This is a genomic window from Photobacterium malacitanum, assembly GCF_900185615.1.
GTDB lineage: Bacteria > Pseudomonadota > Gammaproteobacteria > Enterobacterales > Vibrionaceae > Photobacterium > Photobacterium malacitanum.
Map to the genome: position 1 here is coordinate 1 of NZ_FYAK01000015.1, position 15,723 is coordinate 15,723.

The 15,723-nt window shown below is 40.7% G+C and carries 13 protein-coding genes and 4 tRNA genes; 3 read left to right on the plus strand and 14 right to left on the minus strand.

Annotated features, from left to right (window positions below):
* Positions 1–151 precede the first annotated feature (151 nt).
* The 4 genes from PMAL9190_RS18145 to PMAL9190_RS18160 form a co-directional block, all read right to left on the minus strand.
* Positions 152–228 (minus strand) — tRNA-Pro (locus tag PMAL9190_RS18145).
* Positions 229–378: 150 nt separating this feature from the next.
* A tRNA-His gene (locus tag PMAL9190_RS18150) sits at positions 379–454 on the minus strand.
* 9 nt (positions 455–463) lie between these two features.
* A tRNA-Pro gene (locus PMAL9190_RS18155) sits at positions 464–540 on the minus strand.
* Between the two features lie 270 nt (positions 541–810).
* Positions 811–887 (minus strand) — tRNA-Pro (locus tag PMAL9190_RS18160).
* A 625-nt stretch (positions 888–1,512) separates the two neighbouring features.
* Here PMAL9190_RS18160 and smrA point away from each other — a divergent pair.
* Positions 1,513–2,094 carry a DNA endonuclease SmrA gene (gene smrA, locus PMAL9190_RS18165; protein WP_087846583.1) on the plus strand — a complete coding sequence of 194 codons (582 nt, stop codon included), beginning with the start codon at positions 1,513–1,515 and terminating at the stop codon, positions 2,092–2,094.
* 174 nt (positions 2,095–2,268) lie between these two features.
* The gene (locus PMAL9190_RS18170) at positions 2,269–3,183 is read left to right on the plus strand and encodes a DMT family transporter (RefSeq protein ID WP_087846585.1); all 915 of its coding nucleotides are present in this window, start codon (positions 2,269–2,271) and stop codon (positions 3,181–3,183) included.
* 45 nt (positions 3,184–3,228) lie between these two features.
* Here PMAL9190_RS18170 and PMAL9190_RS18175 read toward each other — a convergent pair whose 3' ends face one another.
* The 4 genes from PMAL9190_RS18175 to PMAL9190_RS18190 form a co-directional block, all read right to left on the minus strand.
* The gene (locus tag PMAL9190_RS18175; RefSeq protein ID WP_087846587.1) at positions 3,229–3,846 is read right to left on the minus strand and encodes a LysE family translocator; all 618 of its coding nucleotides are present in this window, start codon (positions 3,844–3,846) and stop codon (positions 3,229–3,231) included.
* 45 nt (positions 3,847–3,891) lie between these two features.
* A complete protein-coding gene (ybaK, locus tag PMAL9190_RS18180; protein WP_087846589.1) occupies positions 3,892–4,371 on the minus strand; it encodes a Cys-tRNA(Pro)/Cys-tRNA(Cys) deacylase YbaK in 480 nt (159 codons plus the stop codon).
* A 196-nt stretch (positions 4,372–4,567) separates the two neighbouring features.
* A complete protein-coding gene (gene ushA / locus PMAL9190_RS18185) occupies positions 4,568–6,241 on the minus strand; it encodes a bifunctional UDP-sugar hydrolase/5'-nucleotidase UshA (protein WP_087846591.1) in 1,674 nt (557 codons plus the stop codon).
* Between the two features lie 232 nt (positions 6,242–6,473).
* Positions 6,474–7,832, minus strand: a complete 1,359-nt coding sequence (locus PMAL9190_RS18190; protein WP_087846593.1) for a Na+/H+ antiporter NhaC family protein — start codon at positions 7,830–7,832, stop codon at positions 6,474–6,476.
* A gap of 299 nt (positions 7,833–8,131) precedes the next feature.
* Between PMAL9190_RS18190 and PMAL9190_RS18195 the strand changes: the two genes are divergently transcribed.
* Positions 8,132–10,015, plus strand: coding sequence for a methyl-accepting chemotaxis protein (locus PMAL9190_RS18195; RefSeq protein WP_087846595.1), 1,884 nt, complete (start codon positions 8,132–8,134; stop codon positions 10,013–10,015).
* Positions 10,016–10,113: 98 nt separating this feature from the next.
* Here the strand turns inward: PMAL9190_RS18195 and PMAL9190_RS18200 are convergent, their stop codons facing one another.
* The 6 genes from PMAL9190_RS18200 to prfA form a co-directional block, all read right to left on the minus strand.
* Positions 10,114–11,373 (minus strand): SLC5/6 family protein, encoded by a 1,260-nt coding sequence (locus PMAL9190_RS18200; RefSeq protein WP_370738786.1) that lies wholly within the window; start codon positions 11,371–11,373, stop codon positions 10,114–10,116.
* A gap of 286 nt (positions 11,374–11,659) precedes the next feature.
* Positions 11,660–12,514, minus strand: a complete 855-nt coding sequence (gene kdsA, locus PMAL9190_RS18205) for a 3-deoxy-8-phosphooctulonate synthase (RefSeq protein ID WP_087846597.1) — start codon at positions 12,512–12,514, stop codon at positions 11,660–11,662.
* 14 nt (positions 12,515–12,528) lie between these two features.
* Complete coding sequence (locus PMAL9190_RS18210; RefSeq protein ID WP_087846599.1) at positions 12,529–13,338, minus strand: SirB1 family protein; 810 nt, start codon at positions 13,336–13,338, stop codon at positions 12,529–12,531.
* A 13-nt stretch (positions 13,339–13,351) separates the two neighbouring features.
* Positions 13,352–13,732: a SirB2 family protein gene (locus PMAL9190_RS18215; RefSeq protein ID WP_087846689.1), complete on the minus strand. Its 381-nt coding sequence runs from the start codon at positions 13,730–13,732 to the stop codon at positions 13,352–13,354.
* Positions 13,733–13,734: 2 nt separating this feature from the next.
* Positions 13,735–14,592, minus strand: a complete 858-nt coding sequence (prmC, locus tag PMAL9190_RS18220) for a peptide chain release factor N(5)-glutamine methyltransferase (RefSeq protein WP_087846601.1) — start codon at positions 14,590–14,592, stop codon at positions 13,735–13,737.
* Positions 14,592–15,680 carry a peptide chain release factor 1 gene (gene prfA / locus PMAL9190_RS18225; RefSeq protein ID WP_087846603.1) on the minus strand — a complete coding sequence of 363 codons (1,089 nt, stop codon included), beginning with the start codon at positions 15,678–15,680 and terminating at the stop codon, positions 14,592–14,594. Before prfA ends, prmC begins: the two co-directional genes overlap by 1 nt.
* Positions 15,681–15,723 lie beyond the last annotated feature (43 nt).

The window sequence follows — 15,723 nt, forward strand, 5'->3', positions numbered from 1 at the left end:
AAACTGCGCTATTCACCGACTAATTCTTTTCTGGAACGCTGCTAGAAGGGTCAACCCTCTGGTCCGCTATTCCTAACATCAGAGATGCGCTACTAAACTGCGCTATTCACCGACGATAATACTGGTTTTAATAAACCACTACTTTAAATAGTGGTCGGTGAAGAGGGATTCGAACCCCCGACCCTCTGGTCCCAAACCAGATGCGCTACCAAACTGCGCTATTCACCGACTTAATTCTTTTTCTGGAACGCTGATAGAAGGGTCAACCCTCTGGTCCGCTATTCCTAACATCAGAGATGCGCTACCAAACTGCGCTATTCACCGACAATCTTTAGGCTTACAAGGCCAAGGTCTCTAATAAAAAGATAACCTGAATAATGGGGTGGCTAACGAGGCTTGAACTCGCGACAACCGGAATCACAATCCGGGACTCTACCAACTGAGCTATAGCCACCATTGTAAGTGGTCGGTGAAGAGGGATTCGAACCCCCGACCCTCTGGTCCCAAACCAGATGCGCTACCAAACTGCGCTATTCACCGACTTAATTCTTTTCTGGAACGCTGCTAGAAAGGTCAACCCTCTGGTCCGCTATTCCTAACATCAGAGATGCGCTACCAAACTGCGCTATTCACCGACTAATTCTTTTCTGGAACGCTGCTAGAAGGGTCAACCCTCTGGTCCGCTATTCCTAACATCAGAGATGCGCTACCAAACTGCGCTATTCACCGATTTAATTCTTTTCGAGATGTGTTATCTACTAACACCTTCTCTGATAATAACGGTTTAATTAACCACTATTATATAAATAGTGGTCGGTGAAGAGGGATTCGAACCCCCGACCCTCTGGTCCCAAACCAGATGCGCTACCAAACTGCGCTATTCACCGACTAATTCTTTTCTGGAACGCTGCTAGAAGGGTCAACCCTCTGGTCCGCTATTCCTAACATCAGAGATGCACTACCAAACTGCGCTATTCACCGACTTAATTCTTTTCTGGAACGCTGCTAGAAGGGTCAACCCTCTGGTCCGCTATTCCTAACATCAGAGATGCGCTACCAAACTGCGCTATTCACCGACTTAATTCTTTTCTGGAACGCTGCTAGAAGGGTCAACCCTCTGGTCCGCTATTCCTAACATCAGAGATGCGCGACTAAACTGCGCTATTCACCGACATTTCAACGCGCTATGCGTTGTTGAGGTCGCTATAATACTCGCCATTTTTATTTTAGCAACCCCTATACGGTATTTTTTTTGTAACTAAAATATCTGTTGATTAAACGGCCTTTTTTATAGGTTATCAGTAGCGCATGTCGATTAAAATATCATCAAACATTAACTTCCTATAACAATCATAAAACTTAATGACATAAAACACGATAATGCATTAACAATACCCAATACTTGGCCAAACTTAAATATCTATGACTCGGTATCGGTTTCCTATTTATTGGCTTTTGTTTCTATTTCGCGTAGGTATACTGAAATTATTAGTTAATTATAGTGAGTCTTTTATGTCTAATGATGAATTGGATCTTTTTAAAGAGATGATGGCTGATATTGCGCCAATAAAACAAGATACCGTTTTAATTCAACAAAAACACCAAGTCTCAGAAGCACAACTTGCTCGACGATTGGCGGCACAAACATTAGCTAATAGTAATATCGATTATTTGTCTCTGGATCACGCCAAGATGGTCAAGCCTGATGACATGATTGAATTTAAGCGTGATGGAGTGCAATTAGCCGTCTTTAAAAAAATGCGCCAAGGTAAATATGATATTCATGCGCGGTTAGATTTACATAAAAAAACATTACCTCAAGCACGAGATGAGCTATTGGCTTTTTTAAAGCAAGCCCAACGACTAGATATACGTACTGTTATGATCATTCATGGCAAAGGAGAGCGAACCAATCCACCAGCATTAATGAAAAGTTATATCACCACCTGGCTTGAGCAAATTTCAGATGTACTGTGTTTCCATTCAGCTCAGCGCCAACATGGTGGCACAGGTGCTCTTTACGTTATGATCAAAAAGAGCGCCGAAAAAAAGCAGCAGACACGTGATCGGCATTTAAATCATCGTGACGCCTAACCACATAACCCTCGGGAATATATCGCAAGCGATTGATTGATAAGGTAAATAACAATATTCACCCTAAATAAAACCCATAACGAAAACGGTAAGATAAATATATCCTAGGGTTAAAATATTTTGAATTTATTTATCATACAATTCACGTAGAGTCGCCGCCCGAGGAGATTACTAATGAATTCAGAAATACGTCCAATGCTGCTAATGCTAGTGTCTACATTTAGCTTATCAGTAACAGGATTAGTAGCTAAATGGCTAACCCACAGTTTTGACCCAGCATGGCTATGCTTTTTCCGTTTGCTATTCCCAGCGATTCTTGCATTCTGGTTAATGATGATCACTAAGTGGTCACAACCCAATAAACAAGCGTGGAGTGGTTTAATTGTTCGCGGTATTTGTATTACAGGTAGCCAACTGTGTTTTCTTGCATCAATTAAATACCTAAGTCTTGTTGAAGCGGTTGTTTTATTTGGTACTAGTCCTTTATTTGTCCCTATTTTAGAGCGTATATTTTTTAAAACACCGATCAAACGCCTTATTATTATTAATTTAGGCATTACCTTTACAGGATTACTATTCATTGCTGGTAATCTTGAACAAATGAAGTTTGGCGGCAGTTTATTGTTAGGCTTAGCCGGTGGTATTTTTAATGCTGGCTCACAAGTGGCAATGTACCGTTCCAGTAAAAGTAACCTGACGCCTGTCGGTGTGAGTGCGTGGAGCTTTATTGTTGCTTCTGTCTTTTTGATACCTTTTTTAATGTTCTCGCCAATTACTACCGCAGTTGAATGGCATACATTAACGGGTTGGCAGCATCCGTTATTATTACTATTAATCTTTATGGCGGTATGTACGGTTAATACCCAAGTTTTCCGTGCTAAAGCTTATCAATTAGCAGAATCGGGCTCACAATTAGCACCGATTATTTTTACTAATTTAATTTTCTCGGCTATCTGGCAATTTATGTTTTTTAACCACCCAATGCCATGGAATAAAATGGTTGGGGTCGGATTGATTATATTAGCAACGCTCCTTAATACCTTTGTCCCTATTTGGTTACGGAAAAAAAGACGCCAACCCAATGAATAAAAAAATAGCCGAACAATGTTCGGCTATTTTTTTATGCGTTTTTTATCACGAAGCTAACCACACCACTCGACACGCTAATCCAAGTAACACGACGCCAGATAAACGATCGATCAATTGTGCTTTGGTTCTCAATGTAATTAACACTTTTGGATAAGATAAAATAGATGCGATTAATGTGTACCATAATCCATCCACCAGTAGTGGTGTTGCAATAATGATCGCCTTTGATGATGCTTCATTACCAGCAGCAACAAACTGACTAAATAGCGCTAAGAAAAATAATGCTAACTTCGGATTAAATAAGGAAATCATCACCCCATCACGTGCTGCTTCCAATAATGTGCAGGCTTGGCCTTGTGCTAATTTTGCAGCCACTCCACCTTTAGAGCGCAAAGCATTTATCCCTAAATATGCTAAATACCCTGCGCCCACATAACTTATACTGCTAAATAGCAGTGGTGATTGATGCAATATTGCGGCTAGACCAAGTAACGTTAATAAAGCATAGAACCCAACCCCACAAGCATGCGCCCACGCGGTGACGATCCCATGCCAACGCCCTCCCGATAAACTGTGTTTAGCAACAACAGCTAAACTAGGTCCCGGTGACATTGCCCCTAACAAACAAATCGCTAATAAAGATAGCCAAAGGCTAAGTGTCATCGTTAACTCCTTTTATCAATGACGATATAAACATCTTTGTCTTGATTAATCGTGTTTAGCAATCGTTGCAAACTTAGCGCTAGTGAGTGTTGCTAAATCTTTCGCTGCAAGCTCTATTTCTAAACCTCGGCGTCCAGCACTTACGCAAATTGTCTCAAATTGCTCAGCACTACTATCAATAAAGGTTGGTAAGCGTTTTTTCTGTCCAAGAGGGCTAATACCGCCAACAATATAACCTGTTACTTTTTCGGCTAATTTTGGATCCGCCATCTCCGCTTTTTTTCCACCAGCCGCTTTTGCAGCTGCTTTCAGATCGAGCATGCCCGCAACAGGCACTACAGCAACGGCTAAATTTTTAGGATCACCATTTAGAGAAAATAATAATGTCTTAAACACACGATGGGGATCTAAGCCTAAAATTTCAGCGGCTTCATGACCAAAGTTACTATTGGCTGGATCATGTTCATATTGGTGAACTTGAAATTCAATCTTATTTTTTTTTGCTAATTTAATTGCTGGTGTCATTACATTTATCTCTACAACATAGCGTCAATCAAACAGCTGTAATTAGCTCCCCTTTATATCCACCATAGACAAAGAAGCTAACCACATCTGTTTACCAAAACAGAACTATATACCGAGAGATATATTTAAAAAAGAACAAAAAAAATGGCGCTGAAAATTCAGCGCCGCAAATACAATAACCCTGTCGCCAGGCTGGTTATTTATAGCTAATTTCACCTTTTGGAGCAAAGCGATTGGCATCAATTGGACTATTAGTTTGCAAATACTCTTTTAGCACTTCAGCATCAACAAAGCCTGTATTTACATAGCCAGGGTGGTTGTTTACTTTTGGATAACCATCACCACCAGCAGCATTAAAACTCGGCACCGTAAAGCGATAAGTTTTGTCCATCATTAATGGCTTACCACCAATTTTCACATTAGTCACTTTGCCATCAGCAACCGTCATTGCAATACCATAAAACTGCGCATAAGCACCGGAATCAATTGGTTTGGTTGCAACCACATTCAGATAGTCAAGGATCTCTTTACCTGACATATCAATATAGGTCACGATGTTGCCAAATGGCTGCACAATTAACACATCTTTATAGGTAATATTGCCACCATTAATCGAATCACGTACACCGCCAGAGTTCATCACTGCAAAATCAGCTTTAGCGCGTTCCATATGCGAAGCTGCAATTAAACGTCCTAAGTTAGTTTGCTGAAAACGTACCACATTACGATCACCTTCTAACTTACCGTTAGACTCTGCAATTTTAACCGTTAATTGCTCTTGGCCTTTTTCTTGATAAGGCGTTAAAAACGACAATACTTCTGGATTTTGTTGAATCTCATTCTGAATAAAAACTCGCTGTTGGCTGCCATCAGCTAATTTAATTTTCTTCTTTAGGTTGACTGGAATCAGATCATAGCTAACCAGATTTAACTCACCATTTTGGAATTCAAAATCAGCACGACCAACATATTTACCCCATTCATGGGCTTGTACTATCCAAGTTCCATTTTGTTGATCTGGTGTACACTTATCACCAGGTTTAAAATCACTATTATTCTTATTTGGTCCTTCCATACACACGGGTTCTTGCGAGTGTCCACCGACGATCATATCAAGATCGCCAGCTTGCATGTAACGCGCTAATGCCACATCACCAGGCGCATTAATGCCACGCTGGCCATCTTCATAATGGCCCATATGGGTTGCTGCAATAATCACATCTGGCTTTTCATTGGCTTCTAATTCAGCAATCACTTGTTTTGCTTCTAATTTAGGATCGCGGAACTCAATTGCACCAATATATTCAGGGTTACCTATTTTGGCGGTATCTTCAGTGGTTAAGCCGATAACCGCAATTTTAATCCCTTGCTGCTCAAAAATTTGGTATGGCTGAAATAAACGTTTACCCGTGTTTTTATCGTAAATATTGGCTGATAACATTGGGAAATTAGCCCATTGTTGCTGCTTACGTAATACCTCAAGTGGGTTATCAAACTCATGGTTACCTAATGCCATGGCATCGTAACCTAGCATATTCATACCTTTAAAATCAGGTTCGGCATCTTGCAAATCAGACTCAGGCACACCAGTATTAATATCACCACCAGAAAGTAATAATGTTGTCCCCCCCTCAGCTTTTACTTCTGCACGAATGCTATCTAATAATGTTTTTCGTGCTGCCATACCATATTCACCATTTTGGTTTTGCCAAAAGCGACCATGGTTATCATTGGTATGTAGAATAGTAATACGATAGGTTTTATCTGCATTCCATTTCGGTGAGGTATCATCTGTCGATGTTGCACAACCAGAAAGTACAGCCAGAAGAGCTGCAGTTAATGCTGTCTTAGCAAATAAACGTTGCTTCATGTTATCCACCTTAATGAAATATTCTTAATCAATAACCGTTTCAAAATAATTGCGCTCAGTGTAGGTGAATCAAAAGCCGACACTTGTTTGACGTCACAATTCTGCAACCAAGATCACCGTTACAACATTAAAAACAATCCCTTGATCACAAACATAAAAAAAGCTCGACCATAGTCGAGCTTTTTGAACAAATATTGTGGGTATTCAACAACTAAAAATAATCATTTATTAATTAAAAGACTTTCTCAAATTTAGTCGTTGAGCGGCGAATAAAAATCGCGATTAAAGCCGAAATGGCCAAAAAGAAACAATAGTAAGAATGAGAAACGATTTCTAGTGGCGATAATTTAAATACCGAGCCTAATAATAGCGCTTGAGCACCGTAAGGTAATACACCTTGTACCACACACGAGAAGATATCCAATAAGCTTGCAGAGCGGCGGGCTGTAACATTATTCTCTTGCGCTAACTCACGCGCCACACCACCTGACACAATGATTGCGACAGTATTATTAGCGGTACAACAGTTAGTTAAGCTCACTAAGCTCGCAATACCTAATTCACTGGCACGAGAATTTTCTAAAGCACTATGCTTTGAGCTGAATTTACCAATCACACGGCTAATTAACTGGGTTAAAAATGCTAAACCACCCTGTTGACGCATTAATTCACTCACACCACCAATCAACATTGATAGTAAGAAGATTTCTTGCATATTGCCAAAGCCGCTGTAAATATCTTTACCAAATGTCGTTAAACTATAGCTATCAATTGAAAATAAACCCACACCACCCGCAAGAACGATACCTAAACTCAGCACCACAAAAACATTTACCCCAGACACAGCAAGAATAAGGATCGTGATATAAGGTAATACTTTTAACCATTCAATTGGATTTGCTGCAGGTAAGGTTGTTACTGAACTGCTAAAAGCAAACAACAGCATGGTGACAACAGCTGCAGGTAAAGCAATTTTAATATTCTCACGGAATTTATCTTTCATCTGACAACCTTGAGAGCGGGTTGCAGCAATTGTTGTATCAGAAATGATCGACAAGTTATCACCAAACATCGCACCACTTAATACCACACCAGCGGTTAACGCAACATCCATTCCTGCAGCTTGAGCAATACCTAATGCAACTGGCGCGACTGCCGCAATCGTACCCATTGAGGTACCCATTGAGGTTGCAATAAAAGCAGAGATTATAAAAATACCCGGTAAGATCATGCTTGCAGGCAATATTGCCATACCAAGGTTTACCGTCGCATCAACCCCACCCGATGCTTTCGCAACAGCTGCAAATGCACCAGCAAGTAAATAGATCATACACATCGCAATAATGTCACTATGACCAACACCACGAATAAACTGCTCTATGGCTTTATTTAATTTTTCTTTACTGAGAATAATTGCCAAAATAACCGCAGGTAATGCTGCAACAGGCGACGGTAATTGATAAAAAGCGAAATCGACCCCTTGGTAAGTCAGGTAACTACCGACACCAATAAATAAGGCAAGAAAGACCCCCAATGGCAGCAATGCCAGTGCTGAAGGTGTAATTGATGATGTGCTGGTTGAGTTTGACATGCTGATAATGAATATCTATTTTAGAATTTCCCCTAGGTTAATGGGATGTGTCACGAGTGTCAACATCTAGACGTCTAAACATCCATATGCACATTGCTTAATCGCTCTTTGCGTATCTCTAAAACAACCTTTAATTGTCAATTTAATGGCGTTATCCTCACTGAAACCGCCAATAAAAAGTAAAAATATATCAATACGTTAGACATTTAAAAATAAACTATTCAATCATCAATGAATTAATTGTAATGCAAGTTATAATTTGCTCTCATAGGCTATATTTTGACTCCAGAGATGGACCTATGCAGCTTTCCCTCAAACAAAAATTGATCATGGCTAGCGTATCGGCAGTCGTCATCATGGCAACAGCATTAACATGGCTGGCCGCTAAGCAACTTGATAACGAAACCCATGCCAATACTAATCAACGTGCACGCAGTATTGCTTCAACTGCTACTATCGGCATTGCTGATTGGATGGATGTCCGCCGCGCGATTACTCAATCCTTTAACAGTTATTATGAGCAACCGAATAATGTGATGTTTTTAAAACAGGCACGTAATAGTGGTGGCTTTGATGATATTTATTTCGGTACCGTTGAGGGGGCAATGCATCGCTCACACCCTGAGCGTAATCGTGCTGATTATGATCCCCGCACACGCCCTTGGTATCGTGATGCTCAAACAGCTGGCAAACAAATTATTACCCCTGCTTATCAAGATGCTATTACTAACGCATTATTAGTTACGATTGCACAGCCATTAATCAATAATGGTCAACAAATTGGTGTCGTTGGTGCGGATGTATTGATCGATCAGCTAATTAATGATGTTATCAGCCTCAATGTCGGTCAAAATGCGGTTGCGATGCTAATTAACAAACAAGATAACCGTTTTCTTGCGCACCCAAATAAACAATTATTACTCAAGCCATTAGCGCAATACAGCAATCAGCTCACCATGAGTAATATTGAGCAACAAATAGCGACTAATAAAGCCCTGCACTTAACCATTAATGGTCAACAAAAAGAGCTTTATTTTGAAAATATTCCAAATACTGAATGGGTATTAGCGTTAGAAATGGATCTGGCGACAGAAGAAGCTAGCTATTATACCGCGCTTAAACAATTGATCATCACAGCATTCATCATAACGTTGTGCGTTATTATTGCCCTGACACTATTAGTTAACCTGTTATTCCGTGATCTTAACCGTGTTTCTGCCGCATTAGCTGAAATTGCTAACGGTGAAGGTGATTTAACCCGCCGCCTTGAGCCGCATAGTAATGATGAAGTAGGTCAACTAGCCCACAACTTCAACTCATTTGTGAGCAACCTACATAGCATGCTGACCCGTTTAAGCCATGTTTCAAGTACGCTCAACCAGCAATCGCATATCACCGCCTCTCAAGCAGAAGAACGCAGTACACGAATTCAATTTCAACAAGATGAAATTAATATGGTCGCAACAGCGATTAATGAAATGGCTGCTGCAACCCATGAGATAGCATCAAACGCTGAAAATACCGCTCGCACCTCAGAAGAAACCGTTATCGCTTCTGGACATGGCACCACTCAAGTGAATCAAAGCCAACAATCAATTACTAGCCTTGCTCAAGAAGTTGAAACGGCGACTGGTGTTATCAGTGCATTAAACAGTCATGCGCAAAGTATTAATACGATTCTTTCGACCATTCAAGGTATTGCTGAACAAACCAATTTACTCGCGCTTAATGCTGCGATTGAAGCTGCGCGTGCCGGTGAACAAGGTCGAGGATTTGCAGTGGTTGCCGATGAAGTGCGAGTATTAAGTCAGCGTACTCACGCATCAACCCAAGAAATTCAGCAAATGATTGAAACCTTACAGCAAACAACAGGTCAAGCAGTTGGCATCATGGAAGATAGCCGCCACTTAGCTGAAACCAGTGTTGATGATGCAAACTCCGCTTCAGCGAGCTTGTCGCAAATCACCACCGCGGTGAATAACATCAGTGATATGGCAACCCAAATAGCATCTGCCGCAGAAGAGCAATCATCAGTAACATCAGAAATTACTCGCAATACCGAAGGAATTCGTGATGTTTCAAATGAATTAGCTGTTGAAGCCAGCGAAGCTGCAAAACAAGCGGCGGAGTTATCGACGTTATCGTATGAATTACAGCAAGAGATCAACCGCTTTAAACTGTGAAAATAACGCGATAATCACCCTCTAAAAATAAGGCTTGCATCTCTATTGTCTATAATAAGTAGTCATTAACAGGAGCAAGCCTTTATTTAGCTGCAATGCTATTTAACCATGTTAAACACAATCGCACCGACCGCTAAACACCCCATCACTAAAATAAAGTAAGTACTTAGTTTACCACGGTAAATTTTCAGACTTTCAATGTGATACACCGCCAGCATTGGCATCAAGAATAAAATCATCGCAATCACAGGCCCAGAAAAAGCCTCCATCATGCCTAAAATACTTGGGTTCATAACTGAAGCAAACCAAATACTAATAAACATCAGTACCACACCGATTTTATCGATGGTTTTAATCGGTAATGACGTTTGTTTAGCCACTAGGCCATTAAAGCTTTCACGTGCCCCCATAAAATGACCTAAAAATGATGATGTAATTGCAATAAAGGCAATTAAAGGCCCCAGAACCATAATAAAGTGACTATCTTCAACATTGGCTAAATACGATAACACTGACACATTATCGACTTTTGCTTGTTGAAGCTGTGCAGGTGTTAGGCTCAAGACACATGAAAAAACAAAAAATAATACGAATGCAATTAGCATTACAGAAGTACGTTTTAAAATAGTCTCTGCTTTAGTATGGGCATGATGGCCATATTGACGTCGCTGAGCATTAACAAACCCAGACACTACTGGAGTATAACTAAATGCAAACACCACTACAGGAATCGCTAACCATAACGAGGCGCTTAAATCGCCAACACTTTGATTAAGACTAAAATTAGGCATGTGCCAACTTGGAATTAGATAAATTGAAATGCCAGCCAGAATAAACGTTAGCGGATACACGATCATGCCAAATACACGCAGCATGGTTTTTTCACCAGCCAGCATGATCGCTATCATACCGAATACTAAACAGCCTGAAAGTATCACTCGAGACGGTGCAGCCATACCGAGCTGATGCACCATAAAACTATCAACGGTATTGGTTAAACCAACACCATAAATCAACAAAATGGGAAAAATAGATAAGAAGTATAATAAAGAGATTAAACGCCCATAACGCTGACCAAAGTGCTCTTCAACCACATCAGTAAAATCAGCATCTGGCTGTTTAGAAGATAAAACAAACCGAGCCAATCCACGGTGAGCCCAAAATGTCATCGGTCCGGCAAGCAGCGCCATTATAACTAATGACCAAAAACCACCAGAACCAATATTAATCGGTAAAAATAAAATACCGGCACCAACAGATGTACCAAAGAGGCTCAACATCCAACTGGTATCATGTTTGGTCCAACTTGCGGAGACGGTTTTTGCTTCGAGAGCGGAAAGATCTTGTGATATTGACACGGTAACTCACTACGACTAATAAAACTTAGCGATAGTATGAAACGACAAGTGCCAAGACTCAAAAAAAAAGTGACACAGATCACCCTGATATTTATAATTCCAATAAAGCATAACAGCTAAAATATAGCTAATTTACAAAATATTACACCAAAAATTCAAGTTAAAATTAGAATTAAAAACCAAATTTTACAATTAAACAATTTTTCCTATTTAGTATGCTTTTCGCACAAAAAAGCCCTACAAATAGAATTCATAGGGCTTGATGCATCTCAACAACATTAATTAATTAGTTAATTTCAATCGAAGCAAAACTCTTAATTAAGTCATCAAGTTGCTTAATCTGTGCAAGGAATGGTTCTAGCTTATCTAATGGGAAAGCTGATGGGCCATCACAACGTGCTAAATCTGGCGTTGGATGTGCTTCCATAAATAAACCAGCAATGCCAGTTGCAATACCAGAGCGTGCAAGATCAATCGTTTGCTCACGGCGACCGCCTGATGCTGCGCCAAGTGGATCGCGGCATTGAAGAGCATGAGTGACATCAAAGATGATAGGGCTACCATTTGACGCTTTTTTCATTACGTCAAAGCCAAGCATATCAACCACAAGATTATCATAACCGTGTAATACGCCACGCTCACATAAAATCACATTGTGGTTATCACACTCAGCAAACTTCTCAACAATGTTACCCACTTGACCAGGGCTCATAAATTGTGGTTTTTTCACATTAATCACAGCGCCAGTTTTAGCCATCGCTGCAACAAGATCAGTTTGACGAGCAAGAAAAGCCGGTAATTGAATCACATCAACCACATCAGCAACAACTTGAGCTTGTTCTTTTTCATGAATATCAGTAATGATTTTCACGCCAAAGGTATCTTTTAATTCTTGGAAGATTTTTAAACCTTCTTCTAAACCAGGACCACGGTACGAATGTACAGATGAACGGTTTGCTTTATCAAAAGAGGCTTTAAATACGAAAGGAATACCCAATTTATTGGTTACTTCTACGTAGTGCTCACAAATTTCCATAGCTAAGTCGCGTGACTCTAGCACATTCATACCACCAAAAAGTACAAATGGCTTATCGTTAGCAACGTCAATATCACCAACACGAACAATTTTTTGTTGCATCATATTTATCTTCTCATCTAGTGCAAGGTAAGAGGCTCTTCGGACAGAGCATCTACTTGAAGTTTAAGCAAATCTGCAGCAGGATCTTCTGGGCATTGTTCTATAAAATAAGAATAATCAACCGCGGCAGCATGAAGGCAATCAAGTTGCTGGTAAATATAACCGCGATCACGGATCTCATGCGGATCACCAGGGTTTAACGCCAAGGCTAAATCACTACAGCGTAATGCATCTGTAAATTGTTCTTCACGCAATAACGCACTTTTCATCACCGTTAACCAGCGCGATAAAATGATATTATTTTGCTGCGCATCAAGAAATTCAGGCTTAAATTCAGCAAATGGGCCACGATGGCCGATCAACCAACTCCGCAGAATATGGATACTCACAAATTCACCATCAAACGGATTAATGTATTGAATGTCATCTTGAGACCAGATAACTTTCAATAAAAACTGAGTTGGAAAACCTACATTTTCAACTGGCAATTCAAGGTGTTTCGCTAAGTAAAGCAAGATAGCACCTAAGCTAACAGGGATCCCTTTACGGCGCTCTAATACCTTATCTAGAAAAGCATTATCTGATGAAAAATATTGCTGTTGATCACCTTGAAAGCCCCACTCATGATAAAAAAGTCGTAACAAACCTTCGAGACGCAGACGAGGATTAAGCTCATGCATCAGTGTTTGTTCCGCCTCTTGCGCGAGTTGAGTCAAACGTAATTGTACCCATGTCGCAGGAAAATCAATATCGACCTCAGCCATGAAAGCAATCGCTCCATCAACCAACGGCATCTGATTAAGATCTTGTTCATTAAATGGCATCATGATATTACTCTCACTAGCCCAAAATAGGCGTTTTAGTGATCGCTAATTGTGCAGCCAATACTAACCACCCAATCGCACCTAAGAAGGCAAACGTCTTAAAGACTTTATTCTTTCCATGATGAAGGGTGAAATAACCTAATGCAATATATGCCAATACGCAGGTTAACTTCTCAGTCAGCCACCCATTTCCAGCGGTAAATGGCATAAATCCGGTAATAAAAATTAATGCCACACCGGAAGCAAGCATGATCGTATCAATGACATGAGGAGTTATTTTAAAGAATTTTTTATTAATCATTGTTGAGTTTGCCATCACCATTATATAGCGAGTCACAAACAGTAATACGCTTAACGCAATTGCGGTAAGGTGAATATGTTTCATTGCCATGTACATCATTACGAATGCTCTCCTAGCCAGCACCCCATCGTTACTCGATCGAGCCCAGCATAATCTTGACTTGTTGATACCTGTACATAACCTAATTGCTCCAGAATAGCTCGAACAGCAGCGCCTTGTTCAAAACCATGCTCCATGAGTAACCAGCCACCAGGCAATAAATACTGACGTCCATCTTGACTAATAATACGAATATCGGCGAGTCCATTATCACTCGCAACTAACGCACTTTTAGGTTCAAAACGAACATCACCCTCAATAAGGTGCGGATCGGCTTCATCTATATAAGGCGGATTGCTAACAATGACGGCAAATTGCGGTTGTTGCTCAAGAGGACTATACCAACTACCCGCTAAAAAACGGCTATTAGTCATATTAAGTCGCTGGCTGTTTTCAGTCGCTAATGCCACCGCTTCTGGACGTAAGTCGATTCCCGTAACAGCAATATCATTACGTTCAGATGCAATCGCCAATGCAATTGCCCCCGTACCAGTACCTAAATCAAGTACCTGACATGTTGTTGCCGGTATTTTTTCAAGTGCTAACTCAACCAATCTTTCAGTATCAGGACGAGGAATTAAAGTCGACGGTGATACTTTTAATGGCAGAGACCAAAACTCACGTTCACCGACAATATAAGCAATCGGCTCACCAGCAATTCGACGAGCTAACAATGCTGAAAAAGTCGCAAATTGCGCCTCATCAAGTTGCTTTTCCGGCCAAGTTAGCAAGTAACTACGCGGCTTATCTAATACATGACATAACAATACAACACTGTCTAACTGCGGACTATTAGAGCCCGCAGTCGCAAGTTGTGCATTGGTTTGTTGTAATAAACATTCAATGCTACGTGGCATTAGTTTTGCTCTGCCATCGCTGCAAGTTGATCCGCTTGATATTCAGTAAATACCGGTTGAATCAATGCATCTAAATCACCTTCCATCACTTCATTTAAACGGTAAAGTGTCAGTGTAATACGGTGGTCTGATACACGGCCTTGCGGGTAGTTGTAAGTACGAATACGGTCAGAACGATCACCTGAACCTAACAAGTTACGGCGAGTACTTGCTTCTGCTTCGTGACGACGCTCTTCTTCTGCCTGAATGATACGCGCAGCAAGTACAGACATAGCCTTAGCTTTGTTTTTATGCTGTGAACGTTCATCTTGACACTCAACAACAATACCGGTTGGTAAGTGAGTAATACGAATCGCAGAGTCAGTGGTGTTAACGTGCTGACCACCCGCGCCTGATGAACGGAAAGTATCGATGCGTAAATCACCCGCATTAATATCAGGAATTTCAGCTTCTGGCACTTCAGGTAAAATTGCGATAGTACAAGCTGACGTATGAACACGGCCTTGAGATTCAGTTGCAGGAACACGCTGTACGCGGTGACCGCCTGACTCAAATTTTAGAACGCCGTAAGCTCCGTCGCCATTAACTTTAGCGATCATCTCTTTATAGCCGCCTTGCTCTGAACGGTTTTCACTGATGATCTCCATACGCCAACCGCGACGTTCAGCGTATTTGCTGTACATACGGAACAGATCACCGGCAAAAATACCGGCTTCATCACCACCTGCACCTGCACGGATTTCGACAAAACAGTTACGATCATCATTTGGATCTTTTGGAATCAGTAGAAGTTGTAACTCATCGGCTAAACGTTCAATTTCAGCTTTAGCATCTTTGATTTCTTCTTGCGCCATTTCACGCATTTCAGCATCATCTTCTTGTGCCATTTCTTCTGCTGCTTCAAGATTTTCTTGCGCTTGTTGATACGCTTGGAAACTCTTAGTCACTTCTTCAAGCTGAGAATATTCTTTTGATAGTGCACGAAACCGGTTTTGATCACTAAGGACACTGGGATCACCCAGTAGGTGTTGAACTTCTTCGTAACGTTCAACCAGCGTTTCTAATTTAACTAAAATTGATTGCTTCATAATCTTCTAATTAAGTGCGGAGTAACGGCCAAAGCCATCAACT

Coding starts and splice junctions, on each gene's coding strand:
- smrA (WP_087846583.1), top strand. CDS start 1,513: ATGTCTAATGATGAATTGGATCTTTTTAAAGAGATGATGGCTGATATT.
- PMAL9190_RS18170 (WP_087846585.1), top strand. CDS start 2,269: ATGAATTCAGAAATACGTCCAATGCTGCTAATGCTAGTGTCTACATTT.
- PMAL9190_RS18175 (WP_087846587.1), bottom strand. CDS start 3,846: ATGACACTTAGCCTTTGGCTATCTTTATTAGCGATTTGTTTGTTAGGG.
- ybaK (WP_087846589.1), bottom strand. CDS start 4,371: ATGACACCAGCAATTAAATTAGCAAAAAAAAATAAGATTGAATTTCAA.
- ushA (WP_087846591.1), bottom strand. CDS start 6,241: ATGAAGCAACGTTTATTTGCTAAGACAGCATTAACTGCAGCTCTTCTG.
- PMAL9190_RS18190 (WP_087846593.1), bottom strand. CDS start 7,832: ATGTCAAACTCAACCAGCACATCATCAATTACACCTTCAGCACTGGCA.
- PMAL9190_RS18195 (WP_087846595.1), top strand. CDS start 8,132: ATGCAGCTTTCCCTCAAACAAAAATTGATCATGGCTAGCGTATCGGCA.
- kdsA (WP_087846597.1), bottom strand. CDS start 12,514: ATGATGCAACAAAAAATTGTTCGTGTTGGTGATATTGACGTTGCTAAC.
- PMAL9190_RS18210 (WP_087846599.1), bottom strand. CDS start 13,338: ATGATGCCATTTAATGAACAAGATCTTAATCAGATGCCGTTGGTTGAT.
- PMAL9190_RS18215 (WP_087846689.1), bottom strand. CDS start 13,732: ATGTACATGGCAATGAAACATATTCACCTTACCGCAATTGCGTTAAGC.
- prmC (WP_087846601.1), bottom strand. CDS start 14,592: ATGCCACGTAGCATTGAATGTTTATTACAACAAACCAATGCACAACTT.
- prfA (WP_087846603.1), bottom strand. CDS start 15,680: ATGAAGCAATCAATTTTAGTTAAATTAGAAACGCTGGTTGAACGTTAC.